The 20,382-nt window shown below is 75.2% G+C and carries 12 protein-coding genes; 3 read left to right on the top strand and 9 right to left on the bottom strand.

Translation table 11 applies throughout. The features are described from left to right. Positions 1-12: 12 nt before the first annotated feature. The 6 genes from hemL to hemE all read right to left on the bottom strand — a co-directional run bounded on the left by hemL (position 13) and on the right by hemE (position 7,411). Positions 13-1,389 carry a glutamate-1-semialdehyde 2,1-aminomutase gene (gene hemL / locus GY42_RS12375; RefSeq protein WP_046529559.1) on the bottom strand — a complete coding sequence of 459 codons (1,377 nt, stop codon included), beginning with the start codon at positions 1,387-1,389 and terminating at the stop codon, positions 13-15. Next, complete coding sequence (hemB, locus tag GY42_RS12370; protein WP_046529558.1) at positions 1,389-2,381, bottom strand: porphobilinogen synthase; 993 nt, start codon at positions 2,379-2,381, stop codon at positions 1,389-1,391. The genes hemL and hemB overlap by 1 nt, the downstream gene beginning before the upstream one ends. Continuing rightward, positions 2,378-3,607, bottom strand: coding sequence for a uroporphyrinogen-III synthase (locus tag GY42_RS12365; protein WP_046529557.1), 1,230 nt, complete (start codon positions 3,605-3,607; stop codon positions 2,378-2,380). Before GY42_RS12365 ends, hemB begins: the two co-directional genes overlap by 4 nt. Continuing rightward, a complete protein-coding gene (gene hemC, locus GY42_RS12360; protein ID WP_046529556.1) occupies positions 3,604-4,626 on the bottom strand; it encodes a hydroxymethylbilane synthase in 1,023 nt (340 codons plus the stop codon). Before hemC ends, GY42_RS12365 begins: the two co-directional genes overlap by 4 nt. Positions 4,627-4,829: 203 nt before the next feature. Next, positions 4,830-6,350, bottom strand: coding sequence for a protoporphyrinogen/coproporphyrinogen oxidase (locus tag GY42_RS12355; protein WP_236686783.1), 1,521 nt, complete (start codon positions 6,348-6,350; stop codon positions 4,830-4,832). Continuing rightward, entirely contained in the window at positions 6,347-7,411 is a 1,065-nt protein-coding gene (hemE, locus tag GY42_RS12350; protein ID WP_046529555.1) for a uroporphyrinogen decarboxylase, read from the bottom strand. The genes GY42_RS12355 and hemE overlap by 4 nt, the downstream gene beginning before the upstream one ends. Positions 7,412-7,458: 47 nt before the next feature. On the opposite strand from hemE, the gene GY42_RS12345 reads away from it, so the two are divergent. Further along, the gene (locus GY42_RS12345; protein ID WP_046529554.1) at positions 7,459-8,802 is read left to right on the top strand and encodes a glutamyl-tRNA reductase; all 1,344 of its coding nucleotides are present in this window, start codon (positions 7,459-7,461) and stop codon (positions 8,800-8,802) included. A 313-nt stretch (positions 8,803-9,115) separates the two neighbouring features. Here GY42_RS12345 and GY42_RS12335 read toward each other — a convergent pair whose 3' ends face one another. Then, complete coding sequence (locus tag GY42_RS12335; RefSeq protein ID WP_233421109.1) at positions 9,116-9,970, bottom strand: hypothetical protein; 855 nt, start codon at positions 9,968-9,970, stop codon at positions 9,116-9,118. Positions 9,971-10,177: 207 nt separating this feature from the next. Then, positions 10,178-11,626, bottom strand: coding sequence for an adenylosuccinate lyase (gene purB / locus GY42_RS12330; protein WP_046529551.1), 1,449 nt, complete (start codon positions 11,624-11,626; stop codon positions 10,178-10,180). 228 nt (positions 11,627-11,854) lie between these two features. Here purB and GY42_RS20040 point away from each other — a divergent pair, with 228 nt between their 5' ends. Further along, positions 11,855-19,552, top strand: a complete 7,698-nt coding sequence (locus GY42_RS20040) for a DNRLRE domain-containing protein (protein WP_052748369.1) — start codon at positions 11,855-11,857, stop codon at positions 19,550-19,552. Further along, positions 19,549-19,956, top strand: coding sequence for a hypothetical protein (locus tag GY42_RS19120; RefSeq protein ID WP_046529550.1), 408 nt, complete (start codon positions 19,549-19,551; stop codon positions 19,954-19,956). The genes GY42_RS20040 and GY42_RS19120 overlap by 4 nt, the downstream gene beginning before the upstream one ends. On the opposite strand, the gene GY42_RS18740 is transcribed toward GY42_RS19120, so the two are convergent. Then, on the bottom strand, positions 19,910-20,281 hold the full coding sequence (locus GY42_RS18740; RefSeq protein WP_082131522.1) for a hypothetical protein: 372 nt from the start codon (positions 20,279-20,281) through the stop codon (positions 19,910-19,912). The two genes, GY42_RS19120 and GY42_RS18740, sit on opposite strands and share 47 nt — an antisense overlap. Positions 20,282-20,382 lie beyond the last annotated feature (101 nt).

The raw sequence follows: 20,382 nt of genomic DNA, 5'->3' as shown, positions 1-20,382 counted from the left end.
CCCGCGTCCGCGTCACTCGGGACGCGTGGCCTCCGCGGCGGCGCGCGCCGCACCCGGCAGCGCCTCGACCACGCGGTCCAGCACCTCGTCGTCGTGCGCCGCGGACAGGAACCACGCCTCGAACGCCGACGGCGGCGCGAGCACGCCCGCGTCGAGCAGCGCGTGGAAGAACGGCGCGTACCGCCAGTGCTCGGACGCCTGCACGCCCGCGTAGTCGCGCGCGCCCTCGGCGGCGGCGCGCTCGCCGAACACGATGCTGAACAGGCTGCCCGCCCACTGGATCGCGTGCGGCACGCCGGCCTGCGCGAGCGCGCCCGAGACCTCGCGCCGCAGCCGCGCGGCCGCCGCGTCGACGCGCGCGTACACGTCGTCGTCCGCGAGCCGGAGCGTCGCCAGCCCCGCGGCCGTCGCGACCGGGTTCCCCGACAGCGTGCCCGCCTGGTACACGGGCCCGAGCGGCGCGAGCTGGTCCATGACGTCGGCGCGCCCGCCGACCGCGGCGACGGGCAGCCCGCCGCCGATCACCTTGCCGAACGTCAGCAGGTCGGGCGCCCACTGCTCGGCGGCGCCCTCGAGGCCCCACCACCCGGCCGGGCCCACGCGGAAGCCCGTGAGCACCTCGTCCTGCACGAGCAGCGCGCCGTGCTCCGACGTCAGGCGCCGCAGCTCGCGGTTGAACCCGGGCAGCGGCGGGACGACGCCCATGTTGGCGGGCGCCGCCTCGGTGATGACCGCGGCGATCGAGCCGCCGTGCTCGGCGAACGCCGTGCGCAGCGCGTCCAGGTCGTTGTACGGCACGACGATCGTCTCGGCCGCGACGGCCGCCGTGACGCCCGCGGACCCGGGAAGCGCGAGCGTCGCGACGCCCGACCCCGCCTGCGCGAGCAGCGCGTCGACGTGCCCGTGGTAGCAGCCCGCGAACTTCACGACCTTGTCGCGGCCCGTCCACGCGCGCGCCAGCCGCAGCGCCGTCATGGTCGCCTCGGTGCCCGTCGACACCAGACGCACCCGCTCGGCGGCGGGCACGCGTGCGCGCACCTCGTCGACCAGCTCGACCTCGGTCGTCGTCGGCGCGCCGAAGCCCAGGCCCCGCGCGGCCGCGCGCTGCACGGCGTCGACGACCTCCGGGTGCGCGTGGCCCAGCAGCGCCGGGCCCCACGACCCGACGAGGTCGACGTACGTGCGTCCGTCGACGTCGGTCACGTGCGCGCCCGCCGCCGACGCGAGGAACCGGGGCGTGCCGCCCACCGAGCCGTACGCCCGCACGGGGGAGTTCACGCCGCCCGGGATGACGGACGTCGCGTGCTCGAACGCCGCGGTGCTGCTGCCCGTCCACGCCGGGCCGTCCACGGGGCCGGCTGCACCCGCGACGTCGTCCACCTGCGTCATCACCGCTCCTCCGCCAGCCACCCGGCCAGCTCCGTCGCCCAGTAGGTCAGGATCGCATCGGCGCCCGCGCGGCGGATGCTGAGCACCGACTCGGTGATGGCACCCCTGCGGGTGATCCACCCCTGCGCGGCCGCGGCCTCGATCATCGCGTACTCGCCCGACACCTGGTACGCCCACACGGGCACCGGTGACGTCGCGGCCACGTCGGCCAGCACGTCGAGGTACGACATCGCGGGCTTCACCATGACGACGTCCGCGCCCTCGGCCACGTCGATCGCGACCTCGCGCGCCGCCTCGCGGCGGTTCGCCGGGTCCATCTGGTAGCTGCGGCGGTCGCCGTCGAGCTGCGACTCGACCGCCTCGCGGAACGGCCCGTAGAACGCCGACGCGTACTTCGCGGCGTACGCGAGCACCGCGACGTCGGTGTGGCCGGCCGCGTCGAGCGCGTCCCGGACGACACCCGTCTGGCCGTCCATCATGCCGCTGAGCCCGACCAGGTGGGCGCCCGCCTCGGCCTGCGCGACCGCCATCGCCGCGTACCGCTCGAGCGTCGCGTCGTTGTCGACCGCGCCGCTCGGGGTCAGGACGCCGCAGTGCCCGTGGTCGGTGAACTCGTCGAGGCACAGGTCGGCCTGCACCACGAGGTCGTCGCCGACCTCCGCGACCACGTCGGCCACCGCGACGTTGAGGATCCCGTCGGGGTCGGTCGCGCGCGTGCCCGTCGCGTCGCGGTGCGCCGGCACGCCGAACAGCATGATCCCGCCGAGCCCGGCCTCGACCGCGCGCGCGGCCTCCTGCCGCAGCGAGTCGCGCGTGTGCTGCAGCACGCCCGGCATCGAGCCGAGCGGGCGGGGCGCGTCGAGGCCCTCGCGCACGAACACCGGCAGCACGAGGTCGGCCGGGTGCAGGCGCGTCTGGGCGGCGAGGCGGCGCAGGGCGGGTGTGCGGCGCAGGCGGCGCGGGCGCAGCCGGCCGGGTGAGGGGGTGGTCATGCGGGGTCCTCCGCGGGGGTGGGGGGTGCGGACGGGGCGGGGGAGCCGGGCGTCGCGCCGGTGCGGGTCACGACGTCGGTGAGCGCCGCGACGAGCCCGGCGAGGGTCTGCCGCGCCGCGACCGCGTCGACGCGCAGCCCCAGGCGCCGGGCCTCGGCCTCGGTGCTGGGGCCGATGACGACGACGAGCGTCGCGGGCGGCGGGGGCCCGAGGTGGTCGAGCAGAGCGCGCACGGTGCTGGCCGACGTGAGCAGCGCGGCGTGCACGTCGCCGGTGCGCCACGCCCGCGCGACCGTGGCGTCGGGCGGGCCGGCGGGCACCGTGCGGTAGACGACGAGGTCGTCGACGTGCCAGCCGGCCTCCGTGAGCCCGTCGGCGAACGTCGGCGCGGCGAGGTCGCCGCGGGGGAACAGCACGCGCCGGGCCACGACGTCGTCGGTCCGCCGCGCGGCCGGGCGCAGCTCGCGCACGTCCGCCCCACCGGCCGGTCCCCGGTCCTCGTCGCCCGCGTCCGCCGTCCCCCCGCGCCGCCGGTCGCCCACCGCCGCGAACCCGTCATCGGTCGCGTCGACGGTGACGGCCGAGCGACCGGTCGCGGGGTCGACGTGGGAGGCGCCCGGGTCCGGCAGCGCGACGAGCGCCGCGACGAGGTCGACGGCCGTCGAGCGCACGGGCGGGACGACGTCGACGGGCACGCCCAGGGCCTCGAGCGCGCGCGCCGTGCCCGGGCCGACGGCCGCGACGCGCACGCCCGCGCGTGCGACGACCGCCGCCAGACCGTCGTCGTGCGCCGCGGCGCGCTCGCCGAGCACGGCGACCGCCGCCTGGCTCGTGACGGCGAGCCACCCGTACCAGCCCGCGCCGAGCGCGAGCAGCGCGTCGTCGAGCGGCGTGAGGTCGTCGACGGGCAGCGTGCGGACGAGCGGCACGACGAGCGGCTCGGCTCCGGCCGTCGCCAGGGCGACCGCCGCCGGGCTCGTGCGGCCCGGTCCCGTGCCCGCCTCGAGCGGAGGCTGCGGCACCAGCACGCGCCACCCCGCGAGCGTCGGCGAGGGGGGGCGTGCGCTCGCGGGCCGCTCGGACGTCGTGCCGTCGGGGGTCGCGGCCTCGGGCGTGGTGCTGTCGGGCGCGGCGGCGTCGGACGTGGTCCCGTCGGGTGTCGCGAGGTGGCGCGGTGCGGCGTCGGACGTGGACCCGTCGAACGGTCCGGCGGCGCCGGGCGTCATCGCACCGGTCCGAGAGGTGCGAGGTCGGCCGCGCCCGCGTCGAGCAGGTCCTCGGCGAGCCGGCGGCCCAGGCGGTCGGCCGCGGCGTCGTCGTCGCCCGGACCCCGGGCGCTCAGCCGCAGCACGCGTGCGCCGTCGACCGCTGCGACGACCGCGTCGAGCACGAGCTCGCCCGTCGCGTCGTCGAGCCGCCCCCACGCGCCGATCGGGGCGGCGCACCCGGCCTCGAGGCGGGCGAGCACGGCGCGCTCGGCGACGACCGCGCGGCGGGTCGGGGCGTGGTCGAGCGCGCGCAGCGCGTCCGCGAGCGGCGTGGCCGCCTTCGCGTCGGCGATGCGCACCTCGACCGCGAGGGCGCCCTGCCCGGGGGCCGGGGCCAGCACGGCGGGGTCGAACCACTCGGTCACGGCGTCGAGCCGCCCGAGGCGGCCGAGCCCCGCGGCGGCCAGCACGACCGCGTCGAGGTCGCCGCGCGGCGCGTCGGTGCCGACGCCCGGGTGCGGTGCCGCTCCGTGGTCGCCGGTGGCGACGGTGGTCGGGTCGAGCCCGCGCACGCGGCCCAGGCGGGTGCCGACGTTGCCGCGGATGTCGACGACGTCGAGGTCGGGGCGCAGCGCGCGCAGCTGGGCGGCCCGCCGCGGCGAGCCCGTGCCGACGCGGGCACCGGCGGGCAGCGTCGCGAGCGTGAGCCCGTCGCGCGCGCACAGCGCGTCGCGTGCGTCGGCGCGCTCGGGCACCGCGGCGATCACGAGACCGTCGGCCGGGCCCGTCGGCAGGTCCTTGAGCGAGTGGACCGCGACGTCGCAGCGGCCGTCGAGCAGCGCGTCGCGCAGCGCGGTCACGAACACGCCCGTGCCGCCCAGGCTTGCGAGCGACGCGCGGGTGCGGTCGCCCTCGGTGCGCACGCGCACGGTCTCGACCGCGAGGTCGCCGAGCGCGGCGAGCGCGTCGGCCACGTGGCCCGTCTGCGTGAGGGCCAGGGCGCTCGCGCGCGTGCCGATCCGGACGTCCTGGGGCATGTGTCCAGTGTCGTCCGCGGGTGCGCGGATGTCGAAACAGGGGCGAAGGTCCAGGTGGCCGCGAAATGTGTCTGCCGGATCGTTCTGACAATGCGTCAGGTCCACCCGACGGGCGGCGACAGAATGTGACGCACGACATTCCTGTGAGTATTTCTGACAGGTCGTCAGATCCCTGGCGGAAATGCGTCCGCGACCGCCCGGCGTCAGGCGGGTGCGTCGCCCGCCACCAGCGAGCGCGCGGCCGCCCGCGCGTCCGGCACGACCGACGCCAAGCCGTTGCCGGCCGCCCAGGCGCCGCACACCGCGACCCCCGGCAGGTCCGCGACCGCCGCCCGGACCGCCGCCACGGCCTCCCGGTGCGCGGTGCTCGGGCGCGGCAGCGACTGCGTCCACCGCACCACCGCCGACCCGGCGAGCGCGCCGCGGTCGACACGCACGCCCAGCAGGGTCGACGCGTCCCGCAGCGCGAGGTCGACCAGCGCGTCGCCCGTCGGCAGGTCCGCCGGGGCGGCGCTCGCGTCGTGGTCGGCGCAGGGGTCGGCGCCCGCCCCGGCCGCGCGCCCGTACGACAGCCGCACGACGTGCCGACCCGGGCCCGCCGACTCCGCGGCCCAGCCCCACTTGGCCGTCGCGTGCGTGAGCGCCTTCGCGCGGACGTCGTCGACCCCCGGCCCCACCAGCACGCCCGTGCCGCGCGGCGCCGCGTCGAGCACGGGCGCGTCGAGCACGAGCGTCACGAGCGTCACGGGCGCGCCGGCGTCGAGCCGCACGTCGCCCAGGGACGCGCCGTCCAGCCCGTCGAGCAGGCGTGCCGCACCCGGCGAGGCGACCACCAGTCGCGCCGTGCGCAGCTCGCGCGCCGGGCGCGGCGGCTTGTGCCGGTCCTGCGTGCCGACGACGAGCGTGCCGTCCTCCGCGCGCTCGACCGACGCCGCGCTCGTGCGGGTCAGGACCACGCCGCCGTGCGCGGTGACGTCCGCGACGAGCGCGTCCACCAGCCGGTGCAGACCGCCCGCGACGCCCTCGACAGCGGTGCCCGCCGGGGCGGCCGCGCGCAGCCGTCGCACGCCGCGCGCGAGCGACCCGCGCTCCGCCGCGGCCGCCTCGCGCAGCCCGGGCGCGGCGGTGTCGACCGCGAGGTCGTCGGGGTCGGCCGCGTGCACGCCACCCACCACCGGGTGCACGAGCCGGTCGACCACCGCGGCACCCATGCGCGCGCGCACCAGGCCGCCGAGGGTCGTCTCGCGCGCCCCCACGCGTGCCGGCAGCACGAGGTCGAGCAGGGCTCGCAGCGCACCCGGCGTGCCGAGCGTGCGCCGCACGTCGGGCGCCCACGGGTGCGCGGGGACGCCGAGCAGCCCCGTGCGCGGCAGCGGGCCGTCGCCGCTGGTCAGGTGCACCCACGCGCCGCGCGGCTGCGGTGCGACGACGTCGTCCGCGAGGCCCAGCCCGGCCAGCAGCGCCGCCACCGAGCCGTTCCGCGTCGCGTACGACTCGGCGCCCGCGTCGAGCGTCAGCCCCGCGACCTCGTGCGCCCGCACGACCCCGCCGGGTGCGTCCCGCTCGTCGATCACGAGCGTGCGCAGGCCCGCGTGCACGAGCTCGCGCGCCGCCACCAGCCCCGCGACGCCGGCCCCGACCACGACCGCCTCCCAGGCGGGCGCGGACCCGGCCTCGGGCGGCGCCGCGTCAGCCCCGGGCGCGGTGGCGGCGGCGTCGGTCACAGCGCGTGGACCAGCTCGACCAGGCGCGTCAGGACCGTCGGGTCCGTCTCGGGCGGCACGCCGTGCCCCAGGTTCACGACGTGCCCGGGAGCGGACCGCCCGCGCCGCACGACGTCGCGCACGTGCGCCTCGAGCACGTCCCACGGCGCCGCGAGCAGCGCGGGGTCGACGTTGCCCTGCAGCGGCGTCCCGCCGCCCAGGCGGCGCGACGCCTCGTCGAGCGGCACGCGGTAGTCGACGCCCATGACGTCGGCTCCCGCGTCGCGCATCGCGACCAGCAGCTCGCCCGTCGCGACGCCGAAGTGCACCGTGCGCACGCCCAGGGCGCGGACCCGCGCCAGCACCTGCGCCGACGCGGGCGCGCAGTGCGCGGCGTAGTCCGCGAGCGACAGCGCGCCGGCCCACGAGTCGAAGAGCTGCCCCGCGCTCGCGCCGGCGAGCACCTGCGCCTCGAGGAACGCGCCCGACATCTCGGCGGCCCACGCCATGAGCGCCGACCAGGCCGCGGGGTCGGCGTGCATGAGGCGCCGTGCGGCGAGGTGGTCGCGCGACGGACCACCCTCGACGAGGTACGCGGCGAGCGTGAACGGCGCGCCCGCGAAGCCGACCAGCGGCGTGCCGCCGAGCGCCGCGACCGTGCGGGCCACGCCCTCGGCGACGGGCGCGAGGCGTGCGGCGTCGAGCGGGCCCAGGTCGCGCAGCCGCTCGACGTCGTCGAGCGTGCGCACGGGCGAGCCCATGACGGGGCCGGTGCCGGGCACGATCTCGACGTCGACGCCCACGAGCTTGAGCGGCACGACGATGTCCGAGAAGAACACGGCGGCGTCGACGCCGTGGCGGCGCACGGGCTGCAGCGTGATCTCGGCAGCCAGGTCCGGGTCGAGGCACGCGTCGAGCATCGCGACGCCCGCGCGGGACTCGCGGTACTCCGGCAGCGACCGGCCGGCCTGGCGCATGAACCACACCGGCAGCCGTTCCGGACGCGTCCCGGAATAGGCGCGCACGAGCGCGGAATCCGTGGTGCGGCCGTCGACGAGGGGATGGTGTGGGGCAAGACTCACGCCGTCGATTGTGCCGGACTTTTCCCGGGATGATTGAATCGGGCCCCGTGGTGCTCCTGTCCCTCGTCGCGAGCCACCACGACCTCGACCTCGCCGTCCTCGAGCGTCTGCAGTCCGACGTCCAGGCAGTCGGCCGGGAGGTGGTCGCCGCGACCCCCGCCGTGACCGGTGCCGTCGTGCTCGCGACGTGCAACCGGTTCGAGCTGTACCTGGACGTCGACGACACCGCGCACACGCCGCGCGCCCGCCGCGCCGTCGCGCAGGCCGTGGCCGCGCGCTCGGGCTACGCGCCCGACGCCGTGGTCGAGCACCTGCGCCCCCTGGTCGGCGGCGACGCGAGCGAGCACCTGTTCGCGGTCGCGTCGGGGCTCGAGTCGATGGTCGTGGGGGAGCGGGAGATCGCCGGGCAGGTGCGGCGCGCGCTCACCACGGCACGTCGTGACGGCACGACGACGTCGACGCTCGAGGCTCTGTTCCAGGCGGCGTCGCGTGCGTCGCGCGCGGTCGAGGCCGCGACCGGCCTCGGGTCGACGGGGCGGTCCGTGGTGGGTGTCGCGCTCGACCTGGCGGCGCGGACGCTGCCGCGCGTCGCCGCGCAGGCCGTGGCCGCGCCCGCCCCGGACGGGTCGGGGACGCCCGAGGCGACGGCGGAGGCGCCGGACGGGGCCGACTGGCAGGCCGTGCGGTGCGTGCTCATCGGCACCGGCTCGTACGCGGGCGCGAGCCTCGCGGCGCTCAAGGCGCGCGGCGTGCGCGACGTGCGCGTGTTCTCGCCCAGCGGCCGTGCCGGGCAGTTCGCGGCGCAGCGCGGCGTCACGGCGCTGCCGGCGGGTGCCGACCTGCTGGCGGAGGTCGCGCAGGCGGACCTGGTGGTCGCGTGCTCGGGCGCGGCGGGTGCCGTGCTGGGGGTCGAGGCGCTCGCCGCGGTGCGGCGCACCGCGCAGCGGCCGCTGACCGTGGTCGACCTGGCGCTGCGGCACGACGTCGACCCCGACGTGCGGACCCTGCCGGGCGTCGCGCTGGTGTCGTTGCAGTCCGTCGCGGAGCACGCTCCGGCCGAGCACGCGGCGTTGCAGCACGCGCGCGACGTCGTCGAGCGGGCCGCCGACGACTTCGAGGCGGACCGGCGCGTCCGCGAGTGGGACCCGGCGGTCGTCGCGGAGCGCACGCGCGTGCTCGGCGGGCTCGAGGCGGCCCTCGACGCGCTGCCGGACGCGAGCCCGGACGACGCGCACGCCCGCTCGCTGCGGCGCCGGGCGCGCGCGCAGCTGCACGGGCCCACGGTCGCGGCGCGGGCCGCGGCGCGGGCGGGCGACGCCGCGGGTTACGCGCGTGCCCTGGCCGAGCTGGCCGCCATCGAGGTCCCCGCGGTCGTGCCGACCCGCGGCTGACGCTCGCGCACGAGCGTCAGCGCGCGCGTCGTGCGGTCGTGCCGCGCGTCACCGCGTTCCGCGTCGTGCGGCTGCGTGACGTCGTGCGGCGCCGCGGGCGCCAGCCCGGCTGCGTGCAAAAAGCGCACCGGGCCTGGTCGGGGGGGAGGACCAGGCCCGGTGCGGTCTGTGGGGTCAGGCGGCGTCGCGCTGACCGTGACCGGGGCGCTGGGCACAGCGCCGCACGGGTTCGTGCCGGTATGTCGTGGATGCTAGTGGAGCGAGGTGCCCCGTGTCCGGGGTTTCGCGGACCAGTTCTCACGCGTTCGCGAGGTCACGAGTGAGCCCAGTGTCGCTGCTGCGCCGCCGGCCCGGGTGCCCACGTGTGCGGGACGACCTGGTTGGTCTGGATGTCGGTGAGCTCGGCTGCGTAGACGATCGCCTCGTACACGCCGGCCTCGACGCGCTCGAGGTGCAGCCGCTCCGCGCGCTCGATGTCGTCGCCCAGGTGCGAGATCCGCGCGACGACGTACCGCTGCGCGTCCTGCCACTGGTCGACCACCCGGACCGACAGGCCGTTCCACCGGGCCGTCAGGTCGAGCTCGAACAGCTCGGTGACGTCCTCGCGCGCGACCCGGCGGTACCACCGGCCCGACGGCGACTGGTGGAACCCCGTCTCGGCGAGCGGCGGGTTGGCGAGCGCCAGCACGACCGTGTGCCCGCCGTCGACCACGTCGGCCTCGAGGTACGCGCCGTGCCACTTGGCGACCGGGCCGACGCACCGCGACAGCGACGCGAGCGACGGGCGGGGTGCGCCGAGCTGCGTGACGGTCCACCCCGTGCCGACGTCGCCGTACCGCGCGAGCAGCGTCGACGTGCCGTCGTCGTGGACGCGGATCAGCTCCGCGCCCGGGGGGATGCGCGAGTGGCGCAGCCACCACAGCGGGACGATGTAGCCCGGGACGTCGCGGTACTGCAGCTGGGGCGACGACTCGAACCGCAGGATGTCGATGGACCGGTCGTACGGGCTGAACGGCGACCCGGGGTAGCCGAGACCGTGCACCTCGAAGAGCTGGGCCGGGGTCGTCGCGAACGCCACGTCCTCCGCGCGGACCACGTAACCGGCGATGCGGTCGTGGCCCTGCGTGAGGTGCGCCTGCGTCAGCGACGGGGTGATCGCCTTCTGCATGAGAGTCACGGGAGGGCTTCCTTGCCGGATCGGATGAAGGGGAGGATTCCGACGACGGCGACGATTCTGGCGCCCATCCCGGGCGGATGTCCAGGTGTCGAAGCGCCTCGACGGGGATCGCTCCCACTGACAGGTGAGAAATGATCCGAACGGGTGACGCAGACGAGGGACGATCCGACCCCGAACCGGACAGACCGGGCGGCCCGGCTACCCCAGGTGGGCGACGAGTCGTGCCGCCATCCCGGTGTACGCCGCGGGGGACATGACACGCAGCCGCTCGGTGACGTCCGCGGGCAGCCCGAGACCGTCCACGAAGTCCCGCATGTCCTGCGCCGTGAGGCGGTGGCCGCGCGTCAGCTCCTTGAGGCGCTCGTACGGGTTCTCCATGCCGGGGACCCCCGCGACCGACGCCGCGCGCATGGCCGACTGCACGGCCTCGCCCAGCACCTCCCAGTTCGCGTCGAGCTCGCGCTCGAGCAGCGCGCGGTCCACCGCGAGCGCCCGCAGGCCGCGGCGCACGTTGTCGATCGCGAGCAGCGAGTGCCCGAACGCCGGGCCGATGTTGCGCTGCGTCGTGGAGTCCGTGAGGTCGCGCTGCAGGCGGCTCGTGACGAGCGTCGAGGCCAGCGTGTCGAGCAGCGCCGACGAGATCTCGAGGTTCGCCTCGGCGTTCTCGAACCGGATCGGGTTGACCTTGTGCGGCATCGTCGACGAGCCCGTGGCCCCCGCGACGGGGATCTGCGTGAACACGCCCCGGCTGATGTACGTCCACACGTCGGTCGCGAGGTTGTGCAGCACCCGGTTGAAGCGCGCGACGTCGGAGTACAGCTCGGCCTGCCAGTCGTGCGACTCGATCTGCGTGGTCAGCGGGTTCCACGTCAGGCCCAGGTGCTCGACGAACGTGCGCGACACGACCTGCCAGTCGGCGTCCGGCACGGCCGCGAGGTGCGCGCCGTACGTGCCGGTCGCGCCGTTGAGCTTGCCCAGGTACTCGTCGCCCTCGATGCGGCGCAGCTGGCGGCGCAGGCGGTGCGCGAGCACCGCGATCTCCTTGCCGAGCGTCGTCGGCGTCGCCGGCTGGCCGTGCGTGAGCGCGAGCATCGGCACCTCGGCGTGCTCGACGGCGAGCGCCGCGACCTCGTCCGTCAGCGCGACCGCGGCCGGGAACCAGACCTCGCGCACCGCGCCGCGCACCATGAGCGCGTACGACAGGTTGTTGACGTCCTCGCTGGTCAGCGCGAAGTGCACGAGCTCGTTGACCTGCGGCAGCACGGTGTCGGCCCGCAGCGCGTCGGGCGCCTCGGCGATCCGCCGCTTGAGGAAGTACTCGACGGCCTTGACGTCGTGGACCGTCGTGCGCTCGATCTCCGCGAGCTCGGCGACCTCCGCGGCGCCGAACGTCGCGACGACGTCCCGCAGGTACTGCTGCTCGTCGGGCGCGAGCTCGGGGGCGCCCGGCACCACGGCGTGCGACGTCAGGTGGATGACCCACTCGACCTCGACCTCGACGCGCGCGCGGTTCAGCGCGGCCTCCGACAGGTGGTCGACCAGCGGCGCGACCGTCGGCCGGTAGCGGCCGTCGAGCGGGCCGAGGGCGATGGCCGGCGTGACGTCGGCGAGGGGGACGCGGGGCGCGGGGGCGTCGTCGAGCGGCATGGCGCCAGTGTCCCAGAGGCGCCGGTGCCCCGCGCCGACCGCCCGCGCCGCGCGCTGCGTTGGGCCGTTCGGATGACGCGCGCGACGTCGTCCTCCCGTTCCCGCCCGCGGTCCCCCGGGGTGCCGCTACGTTCCCGCCAGCCGCGACGTCGCGGCTGGTCGCGAGGCGTTCGCGACGGGGGCCGGGGCCCGGCGAGGGCGACCGGTGTGCGTGGAAGAGATGTGCGCATGGCCGGTCTGCTGGCCTCGTTCGGCGTGCCCGAGTCCTGGACGGCCCACGTCCCGGCGACCGCGTTCGCCGTCGCCGCGGTGTTCGTCGTCTCCGGAGCGGCTCCTGTCGCGGCGCAGCCGCCGGAGCCGGCGTCACCCGGGCCCGCGCCCGCGGCGGCGTCGGAGCCGTCGGGGCCGCTGACCGCCCCGGACGCCGCCACCGCCGCGGCGGTCGCGCGGCTCGAGGACGCCCCCGTGGAGGTCCTCGCCGAGCGCACCGAGTACGGCTCGGTCTTCGTGCTCCCGGACGGCACGCGAGCCGCGGGCCACGGTTCCGGCCCGGTGTGGGTCCGCACCGGCGGCGACGGGACGCAGGAGGCGGACTGGGCGGCGGTCGACCTCACGCTCGAGCGCGGCGAGGACGGTGCCGTGGCCCCGGTCGCGCAGAGCGGCGACCTGACCTTCGCGGGAGCGTCCGACGCCGCCGACGGCGTGGACCTCGTCGCCATGACGGACCCCGCGACGGGGACCCGCACGGCGGTCCGCTGGGAGGGCCCCCTCCCGGAGCCCGAGCTGCAGGGGCGTCGCGCCGTCTACGCCGACGTCCGCCCGGGCGTCGACCTCGTCCTCGAGGCCACCAGCACGGGCTTCGAGCAGTTCTTCGTCATCGACGAGCGTCCGGAGCCGGGCACGCGTCCCGACCTGCCGCTGACGGTCACGGCGAGCGGGGACGCGCGGGTCACGGCGGCGGACGACGGCGGCCTGCAGGTGGTCCGCGGCGAGGACGTCCTGGCGACGTCTGCCGTGCCGCTGATGTGGGACGCCGAGGCCGACCAGGACCGCGCCTACCCCGTGACGGAGGACAGGCCGGCGGAGCAGGCGGACGCGCCCGTGCTGTCGCCGATGCCGGCGTGGGTCATGACGCCCGACCACGAGCCGGCCGGCTCGTCGACCGCGCGCCTCGACCCCGGTGCGGACGTGCCGTCCGTCCCGGTCGTCGGGGACGGCGTCGAGCCGCCCGCCGCGGGGACGGTCGAGGTGGAGCGGGAGGTCGAGCCGGCCGCGGACGGTGCGCTCGAGGTCGCGCTCGCGCCGCAGGACGCCTTCCTGCAGGACCCCGCGACGCAGTTCCCCGTCGTCGTGGACCCGGACGTGAACTTCAACTGGGGCTTCGACACGTACGTCCTGTCCGGCTACTCGAACGACCGCTCGGGCCATGCCGACATGTCGATCGGGACGTACGACGGCGGCGCGCACGTCGCCCGCTCGTTCATCCACTTCCCGACCGGCCACATCGCGGGACGGAACGTCCTGGCCGCGCGGCTCGAGCTGTTCGCGTTCCACTCGTGGTCCTGCCAGCCCCGCAACTGGCAGGTGTGGTCCACGTACGCGGCGGGCCCGGGGTCGACGTGGAACAACCAGCCAGGCTGGGGCGGCCACTACTCCACGTCGTCCGAGACGCGGGGCTACTCGGCGTCGTGCGACGACGGCTGGATCAACGCCGACATCACGTCGATGGCCCGCGACTGGGCCGCGGGCGGCGGCCAGGAGGGGTACGTCGGCATCAAGGCCGAGAACGAGCGCGACAACTACGGCTGGAAGCGCGTCTACCAGGCGAACAACGGTGCGTACATCCCGTCGGTGTGGGTCACGTACAACTCGACGCCGAACGTGCCGACGGGGCTCAACGTGTCGCCCCGCAACGCGACCGCGTACAACGGCGTCTACTGGACGAACACGCTCACCCCGCGGCTCTCCGCGACGGTCAGCGACCCCGACGGCGAGAACGTCGACGCGAACTTCTACCTCTTCCGCGGCGCCGGCACGCACGTGTGGGGGTGGGGCAACGGCCGCAACTCGGGCTTCGTGACCTCGGGCGCGCAGGCCTACAAGGACGTGCCCGCCGGGACTCTCGTCGACCAGGAGACGTACTTCTTCATGGTCGGCGGCAGCGACTGGAAGCACGAGAGCGCGCCGTCCGCCAGGTTCACGTTCGGCGTGGACACGACGGCACCCACCGCGCCGCTCGTGACCTCCACCGACTACCCCGACGACAACAGGTGGCGGCGCGCACCGGGCACCGCGGGCGTGTTCCGTCTGGCACCGTCCGCGGCCGACGCCTCGATCGTCGAGTACCAGTGGGCGCTCGACAAGGCGCCCGACCCGAACCAGAAGGTGGCCGCGGTCGGGGGCACCGCCCAGTCGCTCACCGTCACGCCCGCGACCGCCGGGCGGCACGTCCTGCAGGTCAGGGCGGTCGACCGGGCGGGGAACGCGTCCCCGGTGCGCAAGTACGCCTTCAACGTCGGGCTGGCCGGGGTGGTGGCACCCGAGGAGGGGGCGCGGGTCGTGCGGCGCGTGCCGATCCGCGTGCAGGCGGCGGACGGCTACGCCTACGTCAGCTACGAGTGGCGCCGGGGCCCGGACTCGACGACGCGCGCCGCGGTGCCGGTCGGTGACCTCAGCACGTCGGACGGCCGGGTGTGGACCACGCCGTGGCAGGTGCTCCCCACCGGTGACGCGTACACGACGTGGGACGTCGGCGCGACGCTGGGGCACGAGGGCGGGCCGGTGCAGGTCCGCGCGCTGGTGTCGGCGTCAGCCGCCGGGACCGCTCCGCAGGAGACGCAGTGGGTGACCCTCACGGTCGACCCCGACGCCGACGGTGCGGCGTCGGCCGACGTCGGCCCGGGCAGCGTCAACCTGCTCACGGGCGACCACACGCTGTCCGTCACCGACGTCGACGAGTTCGGGCTGTCGGTGGTGCGCACCGCGTCCTCGCGCGAGTCCCGTGCGGGTGTGCAGCTGCACGGCGACCGGCTCCCGGAGACGATGCGCGAGGCGCGGGCGGTGACCGACATCGGTCAGCACACCGCGGCGGTCGCGGTCGACACGACGCGGTTCCACGCCGGCACGTCGTCGTTCAAGGTGACCTCGAAGGGCAACGCCGACTCGTACGCCTCCCTGTACGCGGACACCGGCCCGTTCTCCTCGAACAAGCTCGGACTGCAGGCGGGACGCACGTACCGCGTCTCGACGTGGGTGTACGTCCCCGCGGCCACCGGGCTCACGCCCGACAACCCCCGTGGCCTGGGCATCAACGTCTTCTGGCGCAACGCGGACGGCACGTACAGCAACCCGCCGCTCGTCGGCGCGCGCACCCCGATGCCGACCAAGCGGGACCAGTGGGAGCGGGTCAGCGTCGACGTCACGATCCCGCCGACGGCGACGGAGGCGTTCGCGCGGCTCTACAACGGCTTCACGTCGACGGCCAAGCCGGTCTACTTCGACGACGTCTCGATCCGGGAGACGTGGTCGCCGTTCGGCAAGGAGTGGGCGCTCGGGACCGCCGACGAGTGGTCCGGCACGGCGTACACGCACGTGTCGCGCCCCTACGACGACGTCGCGGCGGTCCACCTGACCGGTGGTGGCGAGATCTGGTTCACGTCCGGCGACGGTCAGAAGTGGTTCCCCGAGCCGGGCGCCGAGACCCTCACGCTGCGCCCCGAGGGCAACGGCTGGCGTCTCACCGAGATCGACGGGACGTTCAGCCTGTTCACGCGCCCGGGGTCGTCGGGCGACTACGCGATCGCGCAGTCGTCCAGCGCGGTCGCGGAGACCGAGGCGCGGTACGTCTACGCGACGTCGGCGACGGGCCCGGGCCGGCTGGAGCGCATCATCGCGCCGCGCGAGCCCGGGGTGTCGGGCTGCGAGGCCGCCGTGCCGGCCGCCGGCTGCAAGGTCGTGGAGCTGGAGTACGCGACGGCGACGACCGCGGTGGGCGCGACGTTCGGCGACGTCGCGAACCAGGTGCGTGCGGCGTACCTCTGGTCCGCGGAGCCGGGCAAGGCCAGCACGCGCACGGCGATCGCCGCCTACGCCTACGACTCGCTGGGGCGGCTGCGTCAGGTGTCCGACCCGCGCATCGCTCCCGCGCTCGTCACGACGTACACGTACGACGCGACCGGACGACTCGCCTCGGTGGGGGCGCCCGGCGAGAAGCCCTACCGGTACACCTACGGCCCGGGCGGTGCGCAGCGCACGGGCGCCGGCGACTGGGTCGACGCGGGCGGCGGCCGGCTGCTCACGGCGACGCGCGAGAGCCTCGTGCCGGGGTCGCGGACCGAGGCCGGTCCGGACAACACGACGACCGTGGTCTACGGCGTGCCGCTGACGCGCGGCGCCGGGGGGCCGTACGACCTGGGGCCGGCCGCGCTGGCGACGTGGGCGCAGCAGGACGGCCCCACGGACGCGACGGCGGTGTTCCCGCCGCAGGAGCCGCCGACGGTGACGACGGCGACGGCGTCCGTCCCGGGGCGTGACGGCTACCGTGCCGCGACGGTGCACTACCTCAACGCCTCGGGCAACGAGGTGAACACGGCCTCGCCGGCCGGTGCGGGAGCCCCGGTCGAGGGCTTCGTCGACACGACCGAGTACGACGGCAAGGGGCGCGTGGTCAGGACGCTCGACGCGACCAACCGGCTGATCGCGCTCGGGAAGCTGCCCGAGTCGTCGCAGCTCGGCTCGTGGGGGATCACGGGGTCGTCGGCGACGATCGCGCAGGTCCTGGACTCCCGGACGTACTACACGCCGGACGACCTGGCGGTGCACGCGACCCGTGGTCCCGCCCAGCGGCTCGCGGTCGGCAACGACCCGAACGCGACGGTCACCGCGCACGCGGCGACAAGGTACGGCTACGACGAGGGTCGCCCCGTGACGGTCGTCGCGTCGCAGCTCACGACGCGTGAGCGGTCGGGCACGGTCGCCCTGGGTGCCGACGTGCGCACGGCGGACTTCCTCGACGGCGCCCTGACCACCTACGGGTACGACCCGCTGGAGCCGGGTGCGGCGGTCACGGGGCCGACGTCGGGCTGGGTGCACAAGCAGCCGACGAGCGTCACGGTCGACGCCGAGGGCCCTGCGCCGCTGCGTGCGACGACGGTCTACGACGTGCGCGGGCGGGTGCTCTCTTCCTCGAAGCCGGGCTCGTCCGGAGCCGACGCCGGCACGGTGCGTTCCGTGCTGTACACCGCCGACGGCTCGGCGGCCGACGCCGCGTGCCGCAACCGGCCGGAGTGGGCGGGGCAGCCGTGCGTCACGCGCTACGCGGGTGCCGTCACGGGGCACGACGGGACGCGCATGCCGGGCCAGCTCACCGAGAAGCGGGTCACCGAGTACAACCGCTTCGGCACCGCGACCCTCACGACCGAGGCCGCCAACGGCCAGACGCGGCAGACCCGGACGGTCGTCGACGCGGCCGACCGGGTCACGTCGGTCGAGATCTCGGGCGGCGCCGGCGCGGGTACGGCGGTGGCCCGGACGACCACGACGTACGACGCGCAGACCGGCGACGTCGTGGCCCAGGCGACGGTCGACGCCGCGGGCACGCCGACGGCTGCGGTCGCCAAGGAGTACGACGCGCTCGGACGGCTCGTGAAGTACACCGACGCGCAGGGCGGCTGGACCGCGACGCAGTACGACCGGTACGGCCAGCCCGTGAAGGTCACCGACTCGATCGGCACGACCCGCGGGTACGAGTACGACCGGACGGCCGACCCGCGCGGGTACGTCACGCGGATCACCGACTCGGTCGGTGGTGCCGTGGTGCCCACGTGGGGGCCGGACGGCCAGCTGGAACGCCAGACGCTGCCGGGCGGCGTGACCATGACCTTCGGGTACGACGCGGCGCGGGTGCCCGTGTCCCGGACGTACACGCGTGACTCCGACGGCGCGGTGATCTGGCAGGACTCGGTGATCGAGAACCACCGGGGCCAGTGGGTGCGCCACACGTCGACCACGGGTGAGCGGACGTACGGCTACGACCGGTACGCGCGCCTGGCGTCGGTGGACGACGTCGGCGCGGTGGGTGCACCGTGCACGTCGCGCCGGTACGGCTACGACGCGCACTCGAACCGCACGTCGTTCTCGACGGCCACCGCGGCGGCGGGGGCGGCCTGCCCCGGGGCCACCGGTGCCACCACCACGACGTCGACGTACGACTCGGCGGACCGGCTGGTGTCGACGTCGGGTGGCAACGGTCAGGCGTGGGCGTACGACGCGTTCGGCCGGACCACCGCGATGCCGACGGCCGACGGCGCCGGCGTGGCGACGACCGGGTACTTCGTCAACGACCTGGTGGCGACGCAGGAGGTGCCGGGCGTCGAGAAGGCGCAGTGGACGCTGGACCCGCTGCAGCGGTTCTCGACGCAGCGCACGTGGGCGTGGGTGAACGACCAGTGGGCTGCCTCGACCGAGCAGGTCGTGCACTACGACGGTGATGGCGACGAGCCGGGCTGGATCGTGGAGGACGCGACCCGCCCCGACGAGGTGACCCGGTGGGTCGAGGGCGCCGACGGGCAGGTCGCCGTGCAGACCGGTGCCGCCGGTGGGCGGGTGCTGCAGATCGTGGACCTGCACGGCGACGTGGTCGGGACCCTGCCGGTGGACGACGGTGCGTCGGCGGCGTCGTGGTCGGCGTTGCGGTTGTCGTCGTTCGACGAGTTCGGGAACCCGGTGCCGATGAGCGGCGCGGCCACCACGAACGCACCGCCGGCGCGGTACGGGTGGTTGGGCGCGGCGCAGCGGTCGGCGGACACGCCGGCGGGTGTGCTGCTGATGGGGGTGCGGCTGTACCACCCGGCGATCGGCCGGTTCCTGCAGGTCGACCCGGTGCCGGGTGGGTCGGCCGGCGCGTACGACTACTGCAACGCCGACCCGGTGAACTGCACGGACCTGGGCGGGACCATCGCCTGGGGCAAGGTGCTGGGTGTCGTGGCGGCCGTCGGGGAGATCGCCTCGATGATCCCCGGGCCGATCGGTGCGGCATCGGCCGCGGTGTCGGCGGTCGCGTACGCGGCGAACGGCAACAAGGGCAAGGCCCTGGAGATGGGCGTCACGGCGGCGGCCGCGCTCGTGGGTGCGGGTGCTGCGGTCAAGGCGGTGTCCACGGCTGTCCGGGCGGGGCGCGCGGCCAAGGTGGCGGGTGCAGCGGCGAAGGTGTGCAACAGCTTCGTGGCGGGCACGTTGGTCCGCCTCGCCGACGGCAGCACGGCGCCGATCGAGTCGTTGACGACGGGTGACGAGGTCCTGGCCCGTGACCCGCTCACCGGCGAGGTCACGCACGAGGTCGTCATCGCGCCCATCTGGTCCGCAGGGGTGAAGCACCTGATCAGGGTGGGCTTCGCGGGGCAGGACGACGCGGTCCTATCGACGGCGAACCACCCGTTCTGGGTCGACGGCGAGGGCTGGGTCGACGCCGTCGACCTCGCCGTCGGTGACGAGGCGGTGGGACGCGACGGTCGTCTCCACCCCGTCGCGCGCGTCGACGACCTGGGCGACGTGGCGGACACGACCGTGTTCAACCTGCACACGTCCGGTGCACACACGTACTTCGTGACTACCGGCGGGGATGACGAGTATCTTGTGCATAACGCCGCATGCACACCCGGGCCAACGAGCGCGCTTCGTGAGGCCGTAAAGAAGGTAGCCACTGCGGCATGGGCGAAGATCAAGAAGAATAACATTGTCCGCATAGGGCCCCAGTATCAAGGGGGCCCATTTCGAGTGTCTCTCGGGGCTCAGCGAAGACACTGGAACAAAATGCCGGCCTGGCGTCAGCGAATTCAGCCGGTGCATATTCATATCGAACGGACGCGACTGGGGGTAACGTGGAATCCGACCGGTCGCAACTGGGGCCTTGGGGGCTGGAAAAAATGAAGCAAAGTGACGTAATAGAGACACTGGAGCACCTGGTTTCCGTCGAGGAAGCGGCGCTCGAGCACTCGCTAGGCGTCGAGCGCGGCGCAGTGGTCCTTGAGGTGTCGTCGACCGAGCCTCGGCGCGCTGCGAGAGTTGTTACCCCCGGTGATAGGTTCTTCTTTGTTGAGATCGACGGAAACTTCTCGCACAATCAGTTCGAGGAGGACTTGAGTGACGATGATGTCCGCGAAATCCTGCGCGCCTATTACCGAGTTGCCGTCTCCTACGTGCTCAACGGCGCACGGGCGAGCGGGGGGCGAGTGGCGCCCACGAGGATCGTGAGTGTCGACGGTGTGGAATACACACTGACCTCGACTATAAAGAGCATGCTTCGGAGGCTCCTCTCCGGAGGCGTTGAGTAGTTTTACGGAATGCGCCGCACCCTCTTCGAAGATGCGTCGGGTGCGTTTCCGGCGAATGCCCATCGCAACGAGGTGGCGGTTCTTCGACCGTTAGGACGCGTCTCCCCTGCCTGTGACGAGGTGATGCCAGAAGCATCGCCGGGGTCGAGTTGGTCGAACTTCGGGTCCGCCCGGCCTGTCGTGTCGGCCTGACGGTGCATCCGAGCAGGGGCAGGTAGCGCAGGTGGGAGTTCCACGCGGCCCGCTGCTGGCCGCCGGGGCGCTGCACGCGGACGGCCTGAGCGAACAGGTCGTGGGCGACCTGCGGAGCGATGGCCGCGCCGATGTGGAACGGCGGTCGCGTACGCGGCGAACGGCAACAAGGGCAAGGCCCTGGAGATGGGCGTCACGGCGGCCGCCTCGCTCGTGGGTGCGGGCCTGGGGGGT

It is taken from the genome of Cellulomonas sp. FA1, assembly GCF_000986825.1.
GTDB classification, from domain to species: domain Bacteria; phylum Actinomycetota; class Actinomycetes; order Actinomycetales; family Cellulomonadaceae; genus Cellulomonas; species Cellulomonas iranensis.
This window is presented reverse-complemented; position numbering and strand designations above follow the sequence as displayed.

Bases quoted from the DNA above. Each gene is read 5' to 3' on its own strand.
- hemL (WP_046529559.1), bottom strand. From the start codon at position 1,389: ATGACGCAGGTGGACGACGTCGCGGGTGCAGCCGGCCCCGTGGACGGC.
- hemB (WP_046529558.1), bottom strand. From the start codon at position 2,381: ATGACCACCCCCTCACCCGGCCGGCTGCGCCCGCGCCGCCTGCGCCGC.
- GY42_RS12365 (WP_046529557.1), bottom strand. From the start codon at position 3,607: ATGACGCCCGGCGCCGCCGGACCGTTCGACGGGTCCACGTCCGACGCC.
- hemC (WP_046529556.1), bottom strand. From the start codon at position 4,626: ATGCCCCAGGACGTCCGGATCGGCACGCGCGCGAGCGCCCTGGCCCTC.
- GY42_RS12335 (WP_233421109.1), bottom strand. From the start codon at position 9,970: ATGCAGAAGGCGATCACCCCGTCGCTGACGCAGGCGCACCTCACGCAG.
- purB (WP_046529551.1), bottom strand. From the start codon at position 11,626: ATGCCGCTCGACGACGCCCCCGCGCCCCGCGTCCCCCTCGCCGACGTC.
- GY42_RS20040 (WP_052748369.1), top strand. From the start codon at position 11,855: ATGGCCGGTCTGCTGGCCTCGTTCGGCGTGCCCGAGTCCTGGACGGCC.
- GY42_RS19120 (WP_046529550.1), top strand. From the start codon at position 19,549: ATGAAGCAAAGTGACGTAATAGAGACACTGGAGCACCTGGTTTCCGTC.